The sequence below is a fragment of the Bradyrhizobium uaiense genome (assembly GCF_010811875.1).
Lineage (GTDB): Bacteria > Pseudomonadota > Alphaproteobacteria > Rhizobiales > Xanthobacteraceae > Bradyrhizobium > Bradyrhizobium uaiense.
In genome coordinates, this window is sequence record NZ_VKHP01000055.1 from 20,896 (window position 1) to 40,768 (window position 19,873).

The 19,873-nt window shown below is 63.9% G+C and carries 27 protein-coding genes; 12 read left to right on the top strand and 15 right to left on the bottom strand.

What is annotated here, in order from left to right:
* The first annotated feature begins 3 nt into the window (after positions 1-3).
* The 3 genes from flgH (at position 4) to FNJ47_RS15895 (ending at position 2,111) form a co-directional block, all read left to right on the top strand.
* Positions 4-756: a flagellar basal body L-ring protein FlgH gene (flgH, locus tag FNJ47_RS15885; protein WP_163154633.1), complete on the top strand. Its 753-nt coding sequence runs from the start codon at positions 4-6 to the stop codon at positions 754-756.
* Between the two features lie 451 nt (positions 757-1,207).
* Positions 1,208-1,642 (top strand): hypothetical protein, encoded by a 435-nt coding sequence (locus tag FNJ47_RS15890; RefSeq protein WP_163154674.1) that lies wholly within the window; start codon positions 1,208-1,210, stop codon positions 1,640-1,642.
* Positions 1,643-1,817: 175 nt separating this feature from the next.
* Positions 1,818-2,111: an antibiotic biosynthesis monooxygenase gene (locus FNJ47_RS15895; RefSeq protein WP_163154635.1), complete on the top strand. Its 294-nt coding sequence runs from the start codon at positions 1,818-1,820 to the stop codon at positions 2,109-2,111.
* A 59-nt stretch (positions 2,112-2,170) separates the two neighbouring features.
* On the opposite strand, the gene FNJ47_RS15900 is transcribed toward FNJ47_RS15895, so the two are convergent.
* The 5 genes from FNJ47_RS15900 to FNJ47_RS15920 all read right to left on the bottom strand — a co-directional run bounded on the left by FNJ47_RS15900 (position 2,171) and on the right by FNJ47_RS15920 (position 4,213).
* Entirely contained in the window at positions 2,171-2,662 is a 492-nt protein-coding gene (locus FNJ47_RS15900; protein ID WP_163154637.1) for a GNAT family N-acetyltransferase, read from the bottom strand.
* 34 nt (positions 2,663-2,696) lie between these two features.
* Positions 2,697-3,119: a DUF1801 domain-containing protein gene (locus FNJ47_RS15905; RefSeq protein WP_163154639.1), complete on the bottom strand. Its 423-nt coding sequence runs from the start codon at positions 3,117-3,119 to the stop codon at positions 2,697-2,699.
* Between the two features lie 55 nt (positions 3,120-3,174).
* Positions 3,175-3,399 carry a hypothetical protein gene (locus FNJ47_RS15910; protein ID WP_163154641.1) on the bottom strand — a complete coding sequence of 75 codons (225 nt, stop codon included), beginning with the start codon at positions 3,397-3,399 and terminating at the stop codon, positions 3,175-3,177.
* Between the two features lie 62 nt (positions 3,400-3,461).
* Positions 3,462-3,893 (bottom strand): SRPBCC family protein, encoded by a 432-nt coding sequence (locus FNJ47_RS15915; protein ID WP_163154643.1) that lies wholly within the window; start codon positions 3,891-3,893, stop codon positions 3,462-3,464.
* On the bottom strand, positions 3,890-4,213 hold the full coding sequence (locus FNJ47_RS15920; RefSeq protein ID WP_163154645.1) for an ArsR/SmtB family transcription factor: 324 nt from the start codon (positions 4,211-4,213) through the stop codon (positions 3,890-3,892). The genes FNJ47_RS15915 and FNJ47_RS15920 overlap by 4 nt, the downstream gene beginning before the upstream one ends.
* A gap of 372 nt (positions 4,214-4,585) precedes the next feature.
* On the opposite strand from FNJ47_RS15920, the gene FNJ47_RS15925 reads away from it, so the two are divergent.
* Both FNJ47_RS15925 and FNJ47_RS15930 read left to right on the top strand, forming a co-directional pair.
* Complete coding sequence (locus FNJ47_RS15925; RefSeq protein WP_163154647.1) at positions 4,586-5,338, top strand: carbonic anhydrase; 753 nt, start codon at positions 4,586-4,588, stop codon at positions 5,336-5,338.
* An 84-nt stretch (positions 5,339-5,422) separates the two neighbouring features.
* Complete coding sequence (locus FNJ47_RS15930) at positions 5,423-5,791, top strand: ClpXP protease specificity-enhancing factor SspB (RefSeq protein WP_163154648.1); 369 nt, start codon at positions 5,423-5,425, stop codon at positions 5,789-5,791.
* A 22-nt stretch (positions 5,792-5,813) separates the two neighbouring features.
* On the opposite strand, the gene FNJ47_RS15935 is transcribed toward FNJ47_RS15930, so the two are convergent.
* Both FNJ47_RS15935 and FNJ47_RS15940 read right to left on the bottom strand, forming a co-directional pair.
* The gene (locus FNJ47_RS15935; protein WP_163154650.1) at positions 5,814-6,599 is read right to left on the bottom strand and encodes a 2-keto-4-pentenoate hydratase; all 786 of its coding nucleotides are present in this window, start codon (positions 6,597-6,599) and stop codon (positions 5,814-5,816) included.
* 108 nt (positions 6,600-6,707) lie between these two features.
* Complete coding sequence (locus FNJ47_RS15940) at positions 6,708-7,736, bottom strand: SDR family oxidoreductase (protein WP_163154652.1); 1,029 nt, start codon at positions 7,734-7,736, stop codon at positions 6,708-6,710.
* 137 nt (positions 7,737-7,873) lie between these two features.
* Between FNJ47_RS15940 and FNJ47_RS50515 the strand changes: the two genes are divergently transcribed.
* Positions 7,874-8,206, top strand: coding sequence for a winged helix-turn-helix transcriptional regulator (locus tag FNJ47_RS50515; RefSeq protein WP_347341674.1), 333 nt, complete (start codon positions 7,874-7,876; stop codon positions 8,204-8,206).
* A gap of 309 nt (positions 8,207-8,515) precedes the next feature.
* Here the strand turns inward: FNJ47_RS50515 and dksA are convergent, their stop codons facing one another.
* Complete coding sequence (dksA, locus tag FNJ47_RS15950; RefSeq protein ID WP_021077973.1) at positions 8,516-8,881, bottom strand: RNA polymerase-binding protein DksA; 366 nt, start codon at positions 8,879-8,881, stop codon at positions 8,516-8,518.
* Positions 8,882-9,091: 210 nt separating this feature from the next.
* A complete protein-coding gene (locus FNJ47_RS15955; protein ID WP_163154654.1) occupies positions 9,092-9,703 on the bottom strand; it encodes an NAD(P)-dependent oxidoreductase in 612 nt (203 codons plus the stop codon).
* Positions 9,704-9,806: 103 nt separating this feature from the next.
* Between FNJ47_RS15955 and FNJ47_RS15960 the strand changes: the two genes are divergently transcribed.
* Positions 9,807-10,193 (top strand): winged helix-turn-helix transcriptional regulator, encoded by a 387-nt coding sequence (locus tag FNJ47_RS15960; protein ID WP_074131694.1) that lies wholly within the window; start codon positions 9,807-9,809, stop codon positions 10,191-10,193.
* 23 nt (positions 10,194-10,216) lie between these two features.
* Here FNJ47_RS15960 and FNJ47_RS15965 read toward each other — a convergent pair whose 3' ends face one another.
* Positions 10,217-10,630: a flagellar assembly protein FliX gene (locus tag FNJ47_RS15965; protein ID WP_163154656.1), complete on the bottom strand. Its 414-nt coding sequence runs from the start codon at positions 10,628-10,630 to the stop codon at positions 10,217-10,219.
* 266 nt (positions 10,631-10,896) lie between these two features.
* Here FNJ47_RS15965 and FNJ47_RS15970 point away from each other — a divergent pair, with 266 nt between their 5' ends.
* The 4 genes from FNJ47_RS15970 to FNJ47_RS15985 all read left to right on the top strand — a co-directional run bounded on the left by FNJ47_RS15970 (position 10,897) and on the right by FNJ47_RS15985 (position 13,446).
* Complete coding sequence (locus tag FNJ47_RS15970; protein WP_163154658.1) at positions 10,897-12,021, top strand: flagellar basal body P-ring protein FlgI; 1,125 nt, start codon at positions 10,897-10,899, stop codon at positions 12,019-12,021.
* A complete protein-coding gene (gene flgJ, locus FNJ47_RS15975; protein WP_163154660.1) occupies positions 12,021-12,377 on the top strand; it encodes a flagellar assembly peptidoglycan hydrolase FlgJ in 357 nt (118 codons plus the stop codon). The genes FNJ47_RS15970 and flgJ overlap by 1 nt, the downstream gene beginning before the upstream one ends.
* A 22-nt stretch (positions 12,378-12,399) precedes the next feature.
* Positions 12,400-12,897 (top strand): hypothetical protein, encoded by a 498-nt coding sequence (locus FNJ47_RS15980; protein ID WP_163154662.1) that lies wholly within the window; start codon positions 12,400-12,402, stop codon positions 12,895-12,897.
* Positions 12,898-13,059: 162 nt separating this feature from the next.
* Positions 13,060-13,446 carry a hypothetical protein gene (locus tag FNJ47_RS15985; protein ID WP_165445707.1) on the top strand — a complete coding sequence of 129 codons (387 nt, stop codon included), beginning with the start codon at positions 13,060-13,062 and terminating at the stop codon, positions 13,444-13,446.
* A gap of 17 nt (positions 13,447-13,463) precedes the next feature.
* Here the strand turns inward: FNJ47_RS15985 and FNJ47_RS15990 are convergent, their stop codons facing one another.
* The 3 genes from FNJ47_RS15990 to FNJ47_RS16000 all read right to left on the bottom strand — a co-directional run bounded on the left by FNJ47_RS15990 (position 13,464) and on the right by FNJ47_RS16000 (position 15,596).
* A complete protein-coding gene (locus FNJ47_RS15990) occupies positions 13,464-13,826 on the bottom strand; it encodes a hypothetical protein (protein ID WP_097676407.1) in 363 nt (120 codons plus the stop codon).
* A gap of 28 nt (positions 13,827-13,854) precedes the next feature.
* Positions 13,855-14,220 (bottom strand): flagellar biosynthesis regulator FlaF, encoded by a 366-nt coding sequence (gene flaF, locus FNJ47_RS15995; protein WP_050403500.1) that lies wholly within the window; start codon positions 14,218-14,220, stop codon positions 13,855-13,857.
* A gap of 206 nt (positions 14,221-14,426) precedes the next feature.
* Complete coding sequence (locus tag FNJ47_RS16000) at positions 14,427-15,596, bottom strand: flagellin N-terminal helical domain-containing protein (protein WP_163154664.1); 1,170 nt, start codon at positions 15,594-15,596, stop codon at positions 14,427-14,429.
* Positions 15,597-15,959: 363 nt separating this feature from the next.
* Between FNJ47_RS16000 and flbT the strand changes: the two genes are divergently transcribed.
* Positions 15,960-16,391 carry a flagellar biosynthesis repressor FlbT gene (gene flbT / locus FNJ47_RS16005; RefSeq protein ID WP_163154666.1) on the top strand — a complete coding sequence of 144 codons (432 nt, stop codon included), beginning with the start codon at positions 15,960-15,962 and terminating at the stop codon, positions 16,389-16,391.
* A gap of 137 nt (positions 16,392-16,528) precedes the next feature.
* Here the strand turns inward: flbT and FNJ47_RS16010 are convergent, their stop codons facing one another.
* Both FNJ47_RS16010 and FNJ47_RS16015 read right to left on the bottom strand, forming a co-directional pair.
* Positions 16,529-18,409: a flagellar protein gene (locus FNJ47_RS16010; RefSeq protein WP_163154668.1), complete on the bottom strand. Its 1,881-nt coding sequence runs from the start codon at positions 18,407-18,409 to the stop codon at positions 16,529-16,531.
* Between the two features lie 7 nt (positions 18,410-18,416).
* The coding region (locus FNJ47_RS16015) for a flagellar hook-associated protein FlgK (protein WP_163154670.1) at positions 18,417-19,873 on the bottom strand (1,457 nt) is incomplete at its 5' end.

Consider the following 19,873-nt stretch of genomic DNA (forward strand, 5'->3'; position numbering starts at 1 on the left):
TTCATGTCCCAGTACCGTATCAACCGCCTCATCCTGGCCGGTGCGCTGCTCGCACTCGGCACGATCGCCAGCGGTTGCTCGTCGATCGACCGTCTCTCCCAGATCGGTGAAAAGCCGAAGCTGACGGAGATCGAGAACCCGACCACGCAGCCCGGCTACAAGCCGGTGCAGATGCCGATGCCGAAGCCCGAGGTCGCCTCCTACAGCCCGAACTCGCTGTGGCGCAGCGGTTCCCGCGCCTTCTTCAAGGACCAGCGCGCCGCGCGCGTCGGCGACATCCTGACCATCACGGTGAACATCACCGACAAGGCCGCGATCGCCAACGAAACCCAGCGCAGCCGCGCCAATTCGGAAGACTCAGCGATCACCAACTTCCTGGGATCGCAGACCATCACCCAGGCGAACAAGATCCTGCCCGGCAAGATCCTGACCGCCGAATCGACCGCCTCCAGCGACGGCAAGGGCTCGGTGAACCGCCAGGAGGCGCTGCAGACCAACGTCGCTGCCGTCGTCACCCAGTTGCTGCCGAACGGCAATCTGGTGGTCGAGGGCAAGCAGGAGATCCGGGTCAACTACGAAATCCGCGAGCTGATCGTGGCCGGCATCGTGCGTCCGGAGGACATCCAGAGCGACAACACCATCGACTCCTCGAAGATCGCCCAGGCCCGCATCGCTTACGGCGGCCGCGGCCAGATCACCGACGTGCAACAGCCGCGCTACGGTCAACAGGTCCTCGACGTGCTCTTGCCCTTCTGACGGCGTGATCCCGAAAAATGCGAACCGGCTTTCGGAAGCGGATCATGCCTGAGTAAGACTTTTACGAGCTCCCACATCTCGTCGCGAACCTAGGCGCGGCGCGGTGTACCAACACGGCCCTCGTCAGCTCCCCTGGCGAGGGCCGTGGCATTTGGAGCATGATCCGGAAAAGTGTGAAGCGGTTTTCCCTCGCGACAAACGCGGAACGCGTTTGCGCGGAGATCATGCTCGAACAAGGAGCCAAGGCGCGACGACGATTCGCCCAATCTCATCGCGCTTGTGACCGGTGCCGTGCACGCGAACGATCGCCGCGCACCAGTCCGATACCGCTTCGCGCAAGTCGCACGATCACCTTCTCGGTTCGTTAACCCTTGCGACAACTCGCAGTAGAAGTCCCGTCGCTTGCAACGTAGCTAGACGACAACGCAGGGTTTCTGTTTGTATGACGGTCATGCAGAGAGACGGACAATATGCGGCGTGGTTCCGGACGCCGCGGGGCGAAGGCACCGGAATAGTCCAGCTCGCGAATGGCAGGATCAGCGGCGGCGACGCCATGTTCATCTATGGCGGCTCCTATCAGCTCGATGAGGACCGCTTCACCGCGGTGCTGACGACGCATAGATATGCCGATGGCCCGTTCACCACCGTGTTCGGATGTGACGAGGTCGAGGCGCAGCTGACCGGCACCTTCAGCGGCAATCGCGCGACGTGCATGGGAACGGCCAAGCAGGCCCCCGGCGTGGTGTTCGAGGCGACGCTGTTTCTGCAGCAACCGGAGCCGGAGCCCGCGCCGCGGCCAAGAACGGCGACGACGCGCGCGGATGTGGCGCGGTTGCCGAAACTCCCCGACCGCCGCACGACCGTCGTGAGCAGGCGTTTCAGCTAGAGCCTGACGAGTCTTCCTCACGCGAGCCGGTATCCATCCCGCATCAAGTGCGGGACGGGCTTCGCTCGAAAACGCTCTCATCCGTCCGCAATCCCGATGGCATCTTCGCCTGGTCAGGCGTACCATCGCCTATGCGCGAAGCGCGCCCGATCGATGTAGCCGGAAGGAGCAACGCATGTATGCCGCCATCCGTCACGCCAAGGCGAAGTCCGGTAGCGCCGAGGAACTTGCGCGCCGGATCAAGGAAGGCGCAATTCCGATCATCAGTGACGTCGAAGGCTTCATGGCCTATTACGTGGTCTATGCCGGCGACGACACGGTTACCGCGATCAGCGTCTTCAACAATTATGCCGGCGCCGAGGAAGCCAACCGCCGCGCGCTGGCCTGGATCGACGACAACCTCGGCCCATTGCTGATCGGCCAGGCCACCGCGGTGGCTGGTCCGGTCATCGTGCACACGAAGGCGTGAAGCCCGCAGCCGGGGCTGCACGCTCGCGCGACCAGTCGGCTCATCCGGGCTACCCTCGGCTACGCCCCGTTGCTCAGGACAATGAAAACCTTGTCCGCAAATTCGTATCGCGCGACCTCGCGCATGCCGAGCCGCAGATGCGCGTTGAGCGAGCGCAGATTGTCTTCCCGAATGAAGAGGATCGCTTCGCGACCGGGAAATGTCACCTGAAGTTTGGCGTATAACGCGTCCAGAACTCCCAAACCGCGCGCGTCCTGGGAGACGCATACGGGACCATACACATAAGCATCGGAACCGCCCGGCCAGGCCTTCAACATGGCCCGCACCGGCGGGGCATCGTCGAACCCCTTCTCCGAGGTCAGGAGCGCGCCGAGCAACTGGCCCTTCTCGCCGGTCGCGATCACGATCGACTGCCCGCTCGAGTTGCGTGTGGCAATCACCTCTCGCGGCCATTGTCCGAGCAACATCCCGCCCCGGTCGCCGCTGTTGGCCTCGAGCAGCCCGGAGATAGCTTCCGCATCCGACGACGTGGCGAGTCTGGTCGTGATCATCTCGGATGGACCGCGATCAGCATGCCGGCGCAGCTCACGCCTTCTTCTTCGCGGTCGCGCGGGTGCCCGCGGCGGCCTTCTTCGCCGGCTTCCTTGACTTGCTCTGGTTGAGTTCGATCGCTGCACGAATGAGCGCTTTCAGCGCGCGGTCATTGACCTTGTCCCCCTCGAACAGATCGATCGCGCGCCGCACATTGCCCTCGAAGCCGGTGTTGAACAGCTTGTCCGGGTCGGGGAGTTGCGCACCGTACATGAAGGTCAGCTTCACCTTGCCCTTGTGGGCGTTGCCGACCGCAATGATGCCGTCGCGCGACCACACCGGACTGCCCATCCACTTCCACTCCTCGATGATATCAGGGTCGGCGGCGAGGATGCTCTTGCGCAGGCTGGCAAGCGTCTTGCCGCGCCAGTCGGTGAGATCGTCGATCATCTGGTCGATACGTTCCGATGCCGTCATGTCTGCCTCGCGTTCCCCGCCTGCCCTATGCAATCACACATGGGATGCCCGGGCATCACGCTTGTGAGCCCGAGGTCGATCCCCGCCGCGGCGCCAGATAGGGCAACGCGAACAGATAGAGGCCGCTGAGCAGCATCAAGATCAGCGGGAACAGCGCCAGCAGACCGATCCAGACGGCCTGCTGCTGCATGACCATGGCAACGATGTTGATGATGACGGCGACCGTGAAGGCGATCGAGAGCCAGCGGTGCGATTGCCTGATGCAGTTGTTCCAGTTCAATGTGACCTCCTGTTGGATGGTGTGAGTACAACGTCATTTGCGACGCGCGATCGTCGCGGGCCTCACTCCGGCCGCGTCATCAGCTGATCGAGGTTCTCAAGGAACTGCTTCCACCCGGCATGGGCGCCGCCATAGGCCTGCTTCTGATGGGGCTGGAAGCCGGATTGCTCGACGCGCAGATGGGTGCCGCGCGGCGTTGGCGTCAGCGTGAAGACCACCACGCTTTCGAGATTGTAGGCCGCATCCTCATGCGCGAAATTCCAAGTGTAGGACAGCGTCCTGTGCGGCTCCACAGTAAGCACCTTGCAATCCAGCACGCCGCCCCACTCGCCGCGCAGATTGAAGCTGTGCCCGACCTCAGGCTTGAAGTCGTTCTTCATCAGCCACTCCTCCATCAGATGCGGTTGCGTCAGCGCGCGCCAGAGCTTTTCCGGCGGATGGGGAAATTCGCGCTCCACGATCGCGGAACGCGTCTCAGCCGTGGTCTTGTTCATTGGTCCATCCTTTTGAGAAGATCTTCGAGGTGGTCGAACCGGTTCTGCCAGAAGCCCGCCATCTGGCTGGTCCAGTCGATCAGCGGCGCCAGCGCGCCGAGTTGCGCGCTGTAATGCGTCTGCCTTCCTTCATGGCGATCGCGCACCAGCCCGGCCTGCTTCAGCACGCCGAGATGTTTCGACACCGCCGGCTGCGAAATTCTCGCCCGCGCCGTCAGCGCGCCGACGGTCTGCTCGCCCTCGCGGCACAGGCGCTCGAAGATCGCCCGCCGGGTCGGGTCTGCGAGCGTTCGAAACAGCACATCATGGGCATCCGGCATCGATCAATAACCCGTTAGTTATGGATTATCGTATAACCAGCGAGCTATGGATGAGTCAATAGGGAAGCGACGGCGCCAGCCACAGCCGGTCACGACGCTATCCGCTGGATACGTCTCGAGACCAGCCTCGTCGAATTCTCATAGCCCAATGGTTATCTCACGACAGCGAACGGATCGTGGATTCGTAGGATGGGCGGAGCGAAGCGAAGCCATCATCGACGCTGTCGCTGTCGTCCCTGCGAAAGCAGGGACGACGCCTGGAGGGAGCGTGCCTCTCGGACGACGGTTGTGGATGTGGCGGGTCGTTGCGAAGGCACAGCGCCTGACCTACACATATCGCGCGGATGCGGTCCCCGTTCACGGAGAACCTTGATGTGCCAGTTCTGCGAGATCACACCTTCCAGCCGAACCTCCAGGCGCTTCTTCCTCGCTGCCGCGGCGTGCACCGCGGTCAGCCTCGCCCTTGCGCCGGCTGTGACGGCCAAGGAGGCCAAGCGGCCGCCGAAGCGGCAGAACGTGTTGCCGCCTGATGCGGCGCTCGACCGGCTGGTGAAGGGCAATCTCCGCTATGTCGACGGCGTGTCGCGGCGGCATGATTTCAAGCACGAGCGCAAGGCGCTGGCCGGCGGACAGAACCCGTTCGCGGGCATCCTGAGTTGTGCGGACTCCCGCATCGCACCGGAATACGCCTTCGACACCGGCCGTGGCGATCTGTTCGTCTGCCGCGTCGCCGGTAATTTCGCCAGCGACGAGACCATCGCAAGCCTGGAATATGCGCAGTCCGTGCTCGGCGTGCCGCTGTTCATGGTGCTCGGCCATGACAGCTGCGGGGCGGTCGACGCGGCGATCAAGTCGCTGAAGGACAACACCACCCTGCCCGGTCATCTGCCCTCGCTGGTCAATGCGATCGCGCCGGCCGTGAAGGCGACCGCAGGCAGCTCGGGTGACCGGCTCGCCAACGCGATCCGGCAGAACGTCATCGACAATGTCGCCAAGCTCAAATCGGCGACGCCGATCCTCAGCGCCGCGGTCGATCAGGGCAAGCTCAGGATCGTCGGTGCGGTCTATCGGCTGGTCGACGGCAAGGTCGAGCTCGTCGCGGACGGCATGCGGCCGGCGATTTGAACCTCGGCGCAGCTCGCAGCCACTGAGACCATGTGAGCGACATGGAGAACACGGATGTGGCGCCGGCGCGCTGGGATTGCTGGAGTGCTGCTCCTGCTGGCGGCTTCGTTGACGGCGCGCGCCGGTGCCGAGCCCTGCAACACCGCGGCGAAGCGAATCGAAATAACGGCGTCGCTCCGCCACGCCGCGGAGGACCGGCCGGTCAACGTCACCTTCGCAACCCGGGCCGATGGCGTGAAACTTCCCGCCGCCTTGATCGAGAAATACCCGGAGGAGATCACGATCATCCTGCAACACGAATTCAATCGCCTGGTGGTGACGGATGACGGCTTCGAGGTCGGCCTCTGGTTCAAGCGCAAATATGCGCGGCTGACCGTGCTGTTCGACGCGGTCAGGAGCCTTTGGGATGACGCGATTCAGATGTGCGCGAGCGGTCAACCGGGCAAACAGTGACCATCGTAGAGGGCATGAACGATCAGGTGAACGTCGCTTCCACCTTGCCGAGACCGTCGAGCTCCATCACGACCGCATCGCCCGCCTTCAGCCAGACCGTCTTGACCAGGCTGCCGGTCATCACGATCTGGCCGGCATGCAGGCCGCGGCCCTCGGTGGCGAGATGATTGGCGAGCCAGGCGAGCGCGTTGTGAGGATGACCCAGCACATCGGCGCCGGTGCCGCGCCCCTCCTCCTTGCCGTTGACGATCGCGCGTCCGGTGACCTTGCGCAGATCGGGTACGGTGATGCGTGGCACGGCCTCACCGAGCACGCAGCCGGCGGCGAAGAAGTCGTCGGCAATCAGCGTCGGCGCGCCGAGCGTCTCCCATTTGACGTAGCGGTCATCGACGATCTCGATCGCGGGATGATAGGCCTCGATCGCCTCCGCGACCCATTCGGCGGTGAACGGCGCTTCGCTCGGCGCGAGATTGCGTGCCAGCCGCACCGCGATCTCGCATTCGACGCCGACATGGACGAAGTCGGCGGCCGGCAACCGCACGCCGCTGTCATGCACGACCTTCTCGAATATGCCGCCGCCGCAGGGGTGCGGGATGTTGATGTATTCCTGCATCACCGCGCTGGTGCAGCCGATCTTGTAGCCGACGAGGCTGCCGACCTGCGGCTGCATCAGATCGTGCAGCGCGTACTGCACGCGATAGCCTTCGGCCTCGTCAAGCGGCACCACGTCCTTCGGAAGCGCCTTGAGCGGCGCGCGGTTGCGGCGCGCGGCGGCGATCGCCTTTGCGGCCGCGAGGACCCGATCCATCTGCGCAGCCTCCCTGATGTTCTCGGCGGCGCGGTGGCGCCGACGTCTGCTTGCGGCAATTCAGCACTCGGCGACGCGTCTGGCAAGCACGCTGGACGGGAGCGGCCGTCATGCCTTGACCAAGCCAAGCCTGATCAGGCTCTCGGCGGTCGCAACGATCATCTCCTCATTGCCGCGCGGCCGCCAGCCGAGCAGGTTTTGCGCCTTGGCGCTGGTCGAGCGGCGCACCTTGCCGAGCAGCGGCAGCGCGGCGCGGGCCAGCGGGTTACGCCGCGCGGCGAGCCGCATCATCCAGTCTGGCGCCTGGAACCGCGGCACCCGCCGCGCCTTGCTGCCGAGCTTTCGGCGCAACACCCGAGCCACCTGCAACACCGACATGGTGTCGCCGGCGACCGCGAGGAACCGCTCGCACTTGGCCTTGGGCGACGTCATGGCGCGCAGGTGCAGATCGGCGACATCGCGCACGTCGACGAGCCCGAAATGGATCCGCGGCACCGCCGGCATAGCGCCGTCGAGCAGCGCCTTGATGATCCCGATCGACTCGGAGAAATCAGGCCCGAGCGCCGGACCGAACACCGCGGTCGGATTGACCACGGCGAGCTCGAGGCCATTGCCTTCGCGTGCGACGAAGTCCCAGGCGGCGCGCTCGGCCAGCGTCTTGGATTTCGGATAGGCCTGCACGTCGGGCCCATCGAGATTGGACCACACGGTCTCATCGAACGGCCTGGCTTGCGGCGGATGGCCGTAGCCGATCGCCGCAAAGGACGATGTCACGACGACGCGCCTGACACCAGCGTCGCGCGCCGCGCGCAACACCCGCAGCGTGCCTTCGCGCGCCGGGACGATCAGCTCGTTCTCGTCCTCGGGCACGTGCGATCCGAGCGGCGATGCGACATGCAGCACATAATCGCACCCCGTGACCGCCTCGCGCCAGCCGTCGTCGCGCAGCAGATCGGCGGTGACGAAGCCGACCTGGTCGGCCGTATCAGCGCCGCCCTCGCGCAGCATCGCGATCACGTCCCTGCTGCGATCCGGATTGCGCACGGTGGTTCGCACCGCATGCCCGTCGGCGAGCAGTTGCAGAATGGTATGCGCACCGATGAACCCCGACCCGCCCGTGACCAAAACCGTGCTCATGTCCCTGCCCTCTTCATGGTTCGGCAGGCGGGCTGTTGCACCGTCCACCCTGCACAGGCCGCATCTGGTCACTATCTGACATTGAACAAGTAGGATGAAATTCGAGACCGGTATGGAAAACAATACCAGCGATCTATGTGACGGGTGAATGCGAGGGCTGCCCAACCGACCCCACCCTGCTGATCGAGTTCAAGCACGCGATCCACGCGCTCGGGGGAAAATGGAAGCTCGAGATCCTGTTCACGCTGATGAACGGCGGCGTGCGGTTCGGCGCGCTGCGCCGCGCGCTCGTGCCGATCACCCAGCACGTGCTGACCGCGCAACTGCGCGAGCTCGAGCGCGACGGCCTGGTGGCACGCAAGGTGCTTGCCGAGAAGCCGTTGCAGGTCGAATACGGACTGACGGATTCGGCGTGGAGCCTGACGCCGGCGTTTCGCGAATTGCTGGCGTGGTCGAAGACCTATCAATGAATTGCTCGACTTGCGCGCCGCTCAGCGCGCGCGTCGTCTCCACCAATCATGATTGTCTCTCAAATTGTCGCCGGCCATCATTGGTCCGCGATGCGCGGAACCTGGCCGGTCCATTCGGTTCACTGGAATCCCGCGAGCCCAAGCTCGGGGGGGACGATCAGCGCTTCTGTGCGGAAGCGTGTTTCCTGGCGGAAACGAGATCAGCCCAGGAAGAAGACCGATGCGATATTGAGAGTGCGTGTCGTCATGGCGGCGCGAACCTGCAACCGGTGCGCGCCGGAACCAATCAGTGGGGGCGATCCGCCGCCGTTACTCGTCGCGATAGACCTTCTCGCGCTTCTCGTGGCGTTCCTGCGCCTCCACCGACAGCGTTGCGATCGGGCGGGCTTCGAGCCGCTTCAACGAGATCGGGTCACCGGTCTCTTCGCAATAGCCGTAGGTGTTGTCTTCGATGCGCTGGAGCGCCGCGTCGATCTTGGAGATCAGCTTGCGCTGACGATCACGGGCACGAAGTTCGATCGCGCGGTCGGTTTCCGAGGAAGCTCGGTCCGCGAGGTCGGGATGATTGACGTTCTCTTCCTGCAACGTCTGCAGCGTGACCTTCGATTCGCGGAGGATCTCATCCTTCCAGGCCAGCAGCTTGGCGCGGAAATAGTCGCGCTGCCGCTCATTCATGAAAGGCTCTTTTTCAGTCGGCCGGTAGTTCTTCAGCTTTTCCAAAGGCAGCCATGTCCCTGTCAGGCGGAGGGAACAAAACCCCTCCGCGCGGCGCCTTATATAGCCACGTCATGTGACAGACAATATCTGCCACCGCGAATGGCGGGCTGCCCCCAAGGCCTTGCACAGGCAAACTTATCCGCCCTGCCCGGGGGCCGCCCTGAGGCCTCAATAACCGACCGTAAAGCGCTGTCGGATATGGGCCGGGCGCTCGATTTCGTCGGCGAGTGCAACTGCGAAATCCTCAAACGAGATCGAGCTTTTGCCGTCGGCAGCGGTCAGAAGCTGGTCGGTCCCGAGGCGGAACTTGCCTGTCCGCTCGCCCGCCACGAACAGCGCCGAGGGCGACAGGAAGGTCCAGTTCAGGTCCTTCTCCAGCCGCAGCAGGTCGAGGAATTCGGCGCCCTTGGAGGCCTCGGCCTTGTATTGGGGTGGAAAATTGGGGGTGGTCACCAGGCGGACGCCGGGAGCCACCTCGAGGCTGCCGGCGCCACCGACCACCAGATAGCGGCCCACCCCGGACGCCTTGGCCGCCCCGATCAGCTTGACGGGGTCGCTGACCGAGAAATGGACGGAACTGATCGCGGCGTCGTGGCCGGCCCACAGCGCGGCCAGGGCGGCCTGATCGTTCACATCGCCTTTCTGGGCGGTGACATTGGCGAGGCTGGCGATCTTCTCCGGGTTGCGGGCGATGGCGGTGACGGCATGGCCGCGGCGGGCGAGTTCCGCGGTGAGTCGCGAGCCGGCCTGGCCGGATGCGCCGGCGATGGCGATCTTCATCTCAAGTCTCCGATTGATGGTTTCCAATGGTGACTAGATAGCGAAATGGATGTAAGTGTGAAGAAGGTACTATTGTCTCACCTGATTACGCCGGAGTAACCCGATGAAAGCCGCGAGCCTGAAGCCGGACGCCTATGCCGCCAATTGCCCGACGCGCCAGATCCTCGACAGGGTCGGCGACAAATGGGCAGTGCTGATCCTGCTGCTGCTGCGCAGCGAGCCGATGCGCTTCAACCAGCTCCGCCGCGCCATCGAAGGCATCTCGCAGAAGATGCTGTCGCAGGTGTTGAAGAGCCTGGAGCGCGACGGGCTGCTGCGACGCCGAGCGATCGCAACCGTTCCGGTCACCGTGGAGTATTCGATCACGCCGCTCGGATCGACGCTCGCCGAAGCGGTCGATCCGCTACGGGATTGGGCCGAACAAAATCTGAAGGAGGTGCTGGCCGCGCAACGCCGCTACGACGCACAGCGCAAGGCGCTGGCGGCGTGAGGCAGGTTGGTTGATGGAGGAGCTTAATACTGTCCAGCCTTGGCGAGCTCGACTTCGACGCGCAGCTCGATCTCGCCGAGCACGGCATCGAGGCCGGGGTCACCGGAGGTTTCCTTCAGGCTCGCCGCAGCGTCGCGCAGCCGGTTCACGGTGGAGGAATCGAAATTGCCGGACAGCAGTCCGAGCTTGAGCGCGTCGAGCACGTCGAGTGCGCCCTTGCCGCGGGCCACCGAGCGCTTGCGGCGTTCGGTCGGGTCTTCGACGCCCTGCAACGCGAGCAGCGCGTCCAGGCTGGCCGCGGCCTTCGGCGCGGCGGTGGAGCGCACCTCCTCCTGTGCAGTCGTCGCATCCGGCAGCGAGAAGCCGCTCGACGAGGTCCGCCGCGTGGAACTGGTGGACGTGCCAAGCGTGGTGCCGTTCGGTCCGTAGATGCGCATCGCGATGATCCCGCAGGCCTGAATGCCGCGAGCATCGCCGTTTTATGGTTAACGACACGTAAACGACCCGGCAATTTCTGCCGCCGCACGGCAGTTTCGCGCTCCCTGGCCAACCCAAGCCAAACCGCGAGCAGACAATTTCGATAAATATATCAATACATTGCCCCAGCGAAACGAACTGGCACGCAGCTCGCATGGTTAATGGCGGATCGCCCGTCATGGGAGTGTCGCGTGATCCGCGAGTTCAGTTCGAGGGGAGCATCGGGATGCCCGGCATCCGCATCGCAAGTTTATTCGGAGTGGCCTGCGCCGCGTTGCTGACGCTGGCGGCCTCCGTCATGCCGGCGGCCGCGACGTCGCGGATCAAGGATCTCGCCAATATCGAGGGCGTGCGCCAGAACCAGTTGATCGGTTACGGCCTCGTGGTCGGCCTCAACGGCACCGGCGACACGCTCAACAACATCCCCTTCACCAAGCAATCGCTGCAAGCCATGCTCGAACGCATGGGCGTCAACATCCGCGGCGCTACCATCCGCACCGGTAACGTCGCCGCCGTCATGGTGACCGGCAATCTGCCGGCATTCGGCACTCAGGGCACGCGCATGGACGTCACCGTCTCCGCGCTCGGCGACGCCAAGAACCTGCAGGGCGGCACCCTGCTCGTCACCCCCCTGCTCGGCGCCGACGGCAATGTCTATGCGGTGGCGCAGGGATCGGTAGCGGTCGCCGGCTTCGCGGCCGAGGGCGCCGCCGCCAGCGTCGTGCGCGGCGTGCCGACGGTCGGCCGGATCGCCAACGGCGCCATCATCGAACGCGAGATCGAGTTCGCGCTCAACCGCCTGCCGAACGTACGGCTCGCGCTGCGCAACGCCGATTTCACCACCGCCAAGCGGATCGCCGCCGCGGTCAACGACTATCTCGGCGTCAAGACTGCCGAGCCGATCGATCCCTCTACGGTGCAGCTCTCGGTCCCATCGGAGTTCAAGGGTAACGTCGTCGCCTTCCTGACCGAGATCGAGCAGTTGCAGGTCGATCCCGACCTCACCGCGAAGATCGTGATCGACGAGCGCTCCGGCATCATCGTGATGGGCCGCGACGTGCGCGTCGCGACCGTCGCGGTGGCACAGGGCAACCTCACCGTCACGATCTCGGAAGCCCCGCAGGTCAGCCAGCCCAATCCGCTGTCGCGTGGCCGAACGGTCGTGACACCGCGCACCAGCGTCGGCGTCAGCGAAGACGGCAAAAAATTTGCGCTCGTCAGAAGCGGCGTCTCGCTGCAGCAGCTCGTCGACGGCCTCAACGGACTCGGAATCGGACCGCGCGACCTCATCAGCATCCTGCAGGCGATCAAGGCCGCCGGCGCGATCGAAGCCGACATCGAGGTGATGTGATGGCGAGCCTGATCAACAGCACCACCGGCAGCATGCCGAACAAGGCGCTGACGCCGATGTTCAACGGCCGTCCCGATCCCGTGCTTCAGGATGCGATGAAGAAGGTGACGCCGCAGCAGATCACCAAGGCAAAGGCAACCGCCACCGATTTCGAATCGATGTTCCTCAATTCGATGTTCTCGCAGATGACGACCGGCCTGAAGGGCGAAGGCCCGTACGGCGACACCGTCGGCACCGGTGCGTGGCGCTCGATGCTGACCGACGAATATTCGAAGAACTTCGCCAAATCTGGCGGCGTCGGCATTTCCAACGAAGTGTTCCGCTCGCTGATCCTGCAGCAGGCGAACAAGAGCTAATTCTGTTTCGAGGAGCAGCGCGATGAACCAGCGTCCACAGCACCGTCCAGCCTCCGCTCCCGCCGCGCGGCCCGCGACGTCGACGCCTCCCGATGTCGCGCGTCTCGCCAACGAGCTGACCGAAGTGATGAGCGCGCTGCTCGTCGTCGTCGAGCAGGAGACCGAATTCGTTCGCGCCGGCAAGATCCGCGAGGGCATGCGACTCGAGGCGCAGAAGTCCGATCTGTCGCGGCGCTATATGCTCGCGGTCGAGCATCTGAAATCGATGCAGAAGATGCTGGCGCAGACCGATCCCGAACTGCTTGCGACACTGCGGCGTCATCATGAGACGTTCCGCGCCCTGCTGCAGGTCAACCTGACCGTGCTTGCGACCGCGCACGCCGTCTCCGAGGGCATCGTCCGCGGCGTCAATGCCGAGGTGCAGCGGCGCAACATCCCGAACACCTACACAGCGAACGGACAGCGGGCTGCGCCGGGCCCGCGCAACATGACGCCGATCGCCGTCAGCCGCACGCTTTGACGCAGGCATGCCGACAATTTAGCTCAATTCGACGCTACCCTGGCAGCGCGGAATTCAGCGTGTTCTCTAACACCCTGTTGAGAGGTTCCCCGTAGAGTTGCGGATCGTGAGGGGTTGGGATTTGACTCAAGCGAACTAGTGCCTGTGCACTACGAGGCTGCCATGAGTACAGATTTCAGCATCAAGCCGGTGGGGGCACCGGTTGCAGCGCCGATGATCACTCCCGTGAGCGATACGGCGCAGAAGGCGGTGAAGACCGAATTGCCCGCGAGCCAGAGCGTCACCGCTCCGGAGCCGAGCGTCCGCGTCACGATCGACCCCAACGCCGTCAATGCATCGATTTCAAATCAGGCGCCGTCGGTCACCGACCAGGTCATCATCGACCGCGATGCGCGTGCCGTGGTCTACCAGGTGGTCGACAATCGCACGAACCTGGTGGTGAGGCAGTTTCCGGAAGAAGCCGTATTGCGCCGCCGCGCCTATTTCCACGCACTCGATCTCAGCAAGGACGCGCCGACGCGGGCGCGCGCGACCGACCGCCGCGCGTAACGCAAGCGATCGGCCCCTCACTTCTGTGTGGCGTAGGCCTTGTCGAGATAGGTCGATCCGGTGGCCGGATCGGTGACGACATTGGCGATCAACGCCGTTCCCTGTTGCACCAGCGAAAACTTGGTATCGCCGACCCGGAACGCGCCGTCCTTGATCAGGACGTCTTGATACTTGCTGGTGCCGTCGCTCTGATAATGGACCTTGGCGCGGAAGCCATCGACGTTCGACACGGAGATGTTGAACGACTTGTTGTTGGCATACTTCCCGCTCCAGCTGCCCTCATAGAGCTTCGGATCGACAGCCACATACGGCGTCTTCGACGGGACCGTCAGGCCCGCGGCCTTGTAGTTGGCGGACAGGATGCTCAACACGTCGGCCATGCCGGGAGCTCCGCTGCGAACCGGTCGATCAGCCGCGGCCCGAGAGGCCGGCGGCGATGTTGCAGTTGATGTCGATCAGCGACTTCAGCTTCGCCGGGTCCGGATTCATCTGGATGTCGATGGTCTGTTTCATCACGAACACGCTGATGTTGGCGATGTTCTGACGCACCTCGAGCGGCTGCGGATTGTCAGCGCCCTCTGCCGCGCTGAGAAAGATCGACCACAAGCGGCGATTGAACAGCAATGCGTGATCGAGTGCCTTGTCGAGGCCGTTCCAGTTCGCCTGGACTTCCTGCAGCTGACGGGCCGCCTTCAAGAGCGCCTGCGCCTCGATCTCACGTGGGGACGCCGTCGTCGTGGACGTACGAGCGTAGGCCTGGGCTGCATTCGACATTAATGACCTCGATGGGATGCGGATTTCTCGAGCCGCGGAGACGCAATTCTAGCGCCCGATATTTATGCATTCGCGGCCTTTAAATATGGTTAGCGGCCGTTACGAAATGCGCCGTTCCGACGGCACAGCCAGATACCGTAATATCCCGGAGATAAAGAAAAACGGCGGGGTTGCCCCCGCCGTTCTCGAAGTGCTTGTCGGTGCGCTTAGCGGAGCAGCTGCAGCACGCTCTGCTGGCTCTGGTTGGCGAGCGCCAGTGCAGAGACCGCGATCGACTGGCGGGTCGACAGCGCCTGGCTGTTGGCCGCCTCCTCGTTGGTATCGGCCAGCGTCAGGTTGGACGAACCGGTCTGCAGCACGTTGATCAGGTTCTTGGAGAAGTCCTGACGGATCTGCACGATCGAGAGGTTCGAACCCAGCGTCGAGGCTTCACTGCGCAGCGAGGAGCTCGCGGTGCCCAGCGAGGCGATAACGCTGTTTGCCGAGTTGTTGTCGAGGAAGTCGGTGCCCGCGGCCAGCGATTTCAGGCCGAGGCCTGCAGCGTCGAACTTGACGCCGCTGATTGCGAGCGTGGACTTGCCGGTCTCGTTGAAGGTCAGCTTGAGGTTGTCGCCGTTCAACAGGTTGATGCCGTTGAACGACGAATCCTGCGCCGTGGTCGTGATCTGCGCGATGGTGTTGTTGTACTGCGTCACCAGGGCGGCGCGCGCCGACTGCGAGGCCGAATCGGCAACCGGAGCCGTGCCGGCTGCGCTGAACGTCGCGGTACCGCCGCCGGTGTTGGTGAAGGTCACCGCACCGATCGTCGAGGACGCCGCGTCATTGGTCGTGGTGATGACGAGCTTGTTGGAGCTGTCGAGGCTCGCCGTCAGGTTGCTGGCCGACAGCGCGGTGTTCAGCTGCGCCAGCGAGCTGCTGGCCCCGAAGGTGAAGCTGAAGGCGGGCTGACCGGCCGAAGCCGCGATCGCCAGAACGTCGCCGCTCTTGATCGTGGTACCGTCGACGAGGTTGGCCGCCGTGCCGCCGAGCGCCGCGGTCGAATTGACCTGCGACCTGGTGGTGTAGCCGGTGGGGCTCTGCAGCACCTGGTTGGCAATCGACTTCGCGGTATCGACCAGCTTCTGCAGCGAGGTGATGCCGGTGTTGGCAGCCTGCAGCACCTGCACACCGTTGCCGATGCCGTCCAGCAGGTTGTTGATGTCGCTGGCGCGGTTGTCGAGCGACTGCGCGGTGAAGAAGTTGGTCGGGTTGTCGAGCGCCGTGTTGACCTTCTTGCCGGTGGCAAGACGGTTCTGCGTGGTGGAGAGCAGATCGGCGGTGGACTGGAGGGAGAGGAGATTCTGACGAACGGAGGAGGAGAGAATGATACCGGACATTTTCATACCTTTCTGGTGTGAAACTGAGGAAAAAACCGCGCCAATCCTTTCTGACCGGGCGGATGGCCGATCCTGCGGGCCGAGCCGCGAAGGAAAAAGAAATCTCCAGCACGGCATTTGAGACAAATGCAGAAGAATAAAATTGTCGCGGTTAGGCGAAGCTCGCCGTGAAAACTACTGAGACGATTGCTGATTCCGGCCGGATGCCAGCGCCCGGGCGCGTCCCCTGTTCACCAAGCATTAACCATCATGGGAAAGGATCACTGTCGCATCGGCCCCGTGCCGCAACGGCGGCTGCTAAGCAGAGCCGAACATGTTCCGCTGGCGGCGACATCGCGCGTCTGCCGGCAAAGGAGAACGGTCATGGCCCTGAAGGTCGAACTCAAACCGAACGAGCGCATCATCGTCGGCAATTGCGTGATCACCAACACCGATCAGCGTGCCCGCCTGCTGATCGACGGTGACCGGATCCCGATCCTGCGCGAGAAGGACATCCTGACGCCCGAGACCGCGGATACGCCGGCGAAGCTGATTTATCTCGCGGTGCAGCTGATGTATCTGTCGCCCGACCCGATGGCGCACCACCCGACCTATTTCAGCCTAGTGCGCGACATCATCACCGCGATGCCGAGCGCCTGGCCGTTCATCGAAAGCGTCAACAACTTCATCCTCAACGGCGATCTCTATCACGCGCTGAAGGAATCCAAGAAGCTGATCGCACACGAAGAGAAGCTGCTGGAAAGCGTGCGTGGCCCGCAAAAGTCCAGTCAGGACGACACCCGCAAGAGCGCGTAGAGCTTCTCGTTTTGACGCGTTTTCTTCACGCGAACCGGCCTCCACTTCGTTTGAAAACGCTCTAGCCTCCCCTCGCCTGAACGAAAAAGGCCTCCGCGAGGAGGCCTTTTTGCTGGCTGGAGATGGGCGGCGAGCGATCAGCCGACCGGCAGATATTTCAACAGCGTCGTCTGATACAGCATCGACGTGGTCTGGTACGACGCCTGCAGGCTGGTCTGCAGCGCGAGGATCTTGGTCGCGACCTCGTCCTGATTGACGCCCTCGACCGAGTCGAGCATCGTTTCCGCCATTGCCTTGAGCTGGGTCTGGCGATCGGTCGCCGCCTTGGTCGCCGTCTGGGCACCGGCGAACTCAGCCTGCACGTCCTGGATCTGCTGCTGACCGTTCTGCGGGGCGAGGTTGGCACTCACGCGCTGCGCGAGCGCCGTCACCTGCGCGCTCGCATTCGGGTTGCTGGCGTTGGTGGTCACCGCGGCATACACCGCGACATTCTGCAGCAGATAGCGGAACGCCTGCTCGTTGGCGCGCGCGCCATATTGCACGGTGATCGACTGATCGACTTGCGCCACGGCGGTGCCGCGCGCCGATCCCGGGCCATTCTCGCCGGTGTACCAGTAGACGGTGTTGGCGGGCGTACCGGCGACCAGGCTGGTCGCCGTGTTGAACGGCGGCCCCCCGACCCTGAGTGGCGCCGGGGCCGCGGTCGTATTGTTGGCGATGCCGAGCGCGCCGAGTGCCGCTGTATTGGAGCTCGATATCGACAGGCTCTGGCCGTCGGCGCCGTGCAGGTTGATCACACCGTTGCTGATCGTCGACGGGTTCTTGGTGCCGCTGACCTGGTCGATCTTCGCCATCAGCGTCTGCACGCTGTCGGTGATGTTGACTTGATTTCCGGTTGCGCCGGAGGCCACGAAGGTGATCGGGGTGCCGTTCACCGTGATAGTGTCACCGGTCGCGAAGCTCGTCGACAACGAGTCGGTGCCCGCTGCGCCCGAGAGGACGGTGCTGCCGCTGATCGGCGCCGGCGGCGTGTTCTGGTTGTTGACGGCTGCGCCCGAAACGGTTGCGACCGGATTGAAGAAATTGTTGGACGCCGCGACCGCAGAGGCGGCGACCAGCGACGTATCGCTCAACGTCTTGATGGACGAGGTCAGCGTCGACTGAAGGTTCGCCGTTGTCGCCGTGGTGTCGGCGCCGATCAGGAACGAACCGGCCGGCGGCGGGTTCGTCGCCGTCGCCGTGAGTTCGATCGCATCGGTGGTGCCGTCGGGCAGCGTGAAGTTGAACTTGATCTTGTCGCCTTCCTTCGGATTGACAGCGCCGAGATCGACCGAGGCCGACTTCGGCGTGCCGGTCGGCTGCGTCACCGTGGCGCCGGTCAACGACGACTGCACCGACAGGAGCTTCAGGCCGAAAGGCGAGCCGTCCTCCGCAACGCTGGTTACCGTCGTGGTCGCCGGCGGCGACGAGACGCTCAGGCGCCCCATCATGTTGGCGCTCTGATCGGCCTGCTTGCGCTCATTGATGAGCTGGGTGAGGCCGGCCTGGGTTGCCGTGCCCTTCAACATGGTGTCGGCGGAGACGGTGGCCGGTGTGTCCATGGCTCGGCCGGAGAACAGGTAGCGATCGCCCGACTGGCTGTTGAGCATCGCGACCGCGTTGGCGAAGGCGGCCTGCGCCGTGATCTGCCCCGAGGTCTGGCCACCCTCGTTGAGGGTCAACGTCGCCGTCGTCGAGGCGTTCTTCACCTGGCTGCCGACGTCGGACAGCCCCTGCAAGGTGAGATTGGCGACACTCAAACGCGTGTTGAGGTTGGTGGCGGTGTCGGAGAACGCGTTGATGCTGCTGATCTGCGCGCGCAGGCTGAGCGCAAAGCCGCGGTCGAGCCCCTGCCCCGCATAGGTCGTCGATACCTTGCCCGTCGCGAGCTGCGTCGTCAGGTCATTGAGCTGATTCCGCAGGTTGAGGATGTTGGTGCCGATATAGGAAGTTCTGCCGCTAACGCCGTCGATCGACATGTTACCCTCACGTGAGCTGCAGCAGCGCGTCGTACATCTGCTTGATCGACGACATCACGCGCGCATTGGCGGAGTAGGCGTTCTGGAGCGAAAGCAGATGCGCCATCTCCTCGTCCATGTTGACGCCGGAGGTCGAGTCCATCTTGGTCTGCAGCGTGTTGAGCACGACGTCCTGACCATCAGCCAATTGCTTGGCCGCCGTCGCCGATTCGCCCTGCTGGCTGATGAATTGCTTGGCAAAGTTCAGCAGCGTGCCGGTGAACGGCGCGCCGGTGGTGCCAAGGCCGGTTTGCGGCGAATAGCTGAACGACGCGTTCGAGAGCTGGTTCAGGACGAGATTGGCGCGCGTGGTGTCGCCGGCCGGCGTCTGCGGATTGGTCGAGTACACCACCATGCGCGAGGGATCGCCGACCAGCGCGGTGTTGACGCTGATGCGTGCGGCAAGGCCGGTCGTCTGCGAGCCGTTTGCGGTGATCGCGCCGGTATAGAGCCCGCCGTTGTCGGTGAACAGCGGAAGCTGCGGATTGCCCGACGTCAGCGACGAGACGGTCGACGTGACCGATGCCGCGGTAACAGTGGCCTTGTTGGCGGCGCCGTCGTTGAGCACGCGCAGCGTCGATCCGGACGGATTGGAGAATTGAAGGCCGGGTCCGCCGAGCGCCCCGTTGAGCTGCGACAGCACCGAGCTCATGCCGCCGGAGAAGTCCACTCCCAAGACCTCGTCGTTCGGACCGACGGTCGCGGTATTGCTCAGCGGCAGCACGCTCGGATCGTCGACGCGGATGATCGACAGATTATGCGTCAGGCCGGTGGTGTTGTCCTTGTAGGAGACGTGGATGGTATTGCCGCTCTGCAGCCCCGAGAGATCGAGATCGAAGCCGGACTGCGCCCCCGCCGTCGCCGCGGTGCCTGCGGTCGTCTTGTCCGACAGCGCGCTCGACATCGAGGCCGCGAACTGGTCGATCTGCGCCTGGGCCTTCACCAGCGTGTTGTCGCGCAGCTCGAGATAGGCTGCGATCTTGCCGGAGCGGATCGAGTTGGTCGACACCATGTCATAGGTGCCGCCATGCGGGAACGTGATGGTGATGGTGCCGACGGTGCTCTTGGTCGGGTCGGTATTGTACTGTGCGTTGGGCGTCATCGTCCCCTGGGCGTTGAAGCTGAGCGACGCAGCTTCAGTGCCGACCAGCTGCACACCGGAATTGGTGAACACGGTCACCTGATTCTGGCTGTTGGTGACGGTGCGGATGTCCATCAGCTGCGAAAGCTGCGTGACGTAGCGATCGCGCTGATCGAGCAGCGCCGCGGTCGACGCGTCCTGTGTGCCGCCATTGGCCTGCAGCTGGACATTGAGGCGTGCGATCTGCTGCAGCGCATTGTTGGCGGTGTTGACGGAGTCGTTGATGCCGGCCTCGGCATTGGCGCGCAGCGACTGGATTCCCTGCGAGGTCGCGTTGAGCTGCT